Here is a 604-nt window from a genome sequence, read left to right on the forward strand (position 1 = left end):
GGATCCACGGCGATGATGCCGACAGTTTGCCCCTGTTTGCGCAATTGCGATGTTAACCGGTCCACCAGGGAGCTTTTTCCGGCGCCCGGTGAACCGGTCAATCCGAGGATATAAGCCCGTCCGGTTAAAGGGTAAAGTTCCTTCATGATTTCTTCCGCACCGGCGGATTCATTTTCCAGGATTGAGATTACCCGGGCCAGCGCCCGGTGTTCGCCGGCACGGAATCTTTTGAGCAGTTCCTGCATAACCACCCCTCCCCTTTGATCAATTCGCTTGAAAAATGTTTTTATCCTGTCAGGTCCAAAAATTTTGACGCCCGGTTGCCGGAATGCCGTGAAAAGGACCCGGAATGGCGGCAAAATAAGGCGGGCGGCATTTGTTCAGTGTTAAGCGGTCATTAAAAAAGAAGCCGCCGGTTTCAGCATGCCGGCAGACACCAGAGCAGGAGCATATTCCGCTAAAGCAAAAAATACAACCGTTAACGGACCAGGACTTTCCCCGCCCGCCTGCTGCCGTTAAAATAGGTTCATAGGCTGACAACAACCTAATCTCCTCTCCCTTTCTCCGCTGTATCTTGAAAAAGATACAGCTATTTTTTTTGGGG

Annotated in this window: 1 pseudogene; it reads right to left on the minus strand. The window is 51.3% G+C overall.

Going from position 1 to position 604, the window contains the following annotated elements:
• Nucleotides 1-245: pseudogene (locus tag A6M21_RS04890) on the minus strand (methylmalonyl Co-A mutase-associated GTPase MeaB); the annotation flags it as partial.
• Nucleotides 246-604 lie beyond the last annotated feature (359 nt).

The organism is Desulfotomaculum copahuensis, from assembly GCF_001655685.1.
GTDB classification, from domain to species: Bacteria; Bacillota; Desulfotomaculia; order Desulfotomaculales; family Desulfovirgulaceae; genus Desulfotomaculum_G; species Desulfotomaculum_G copahuensis.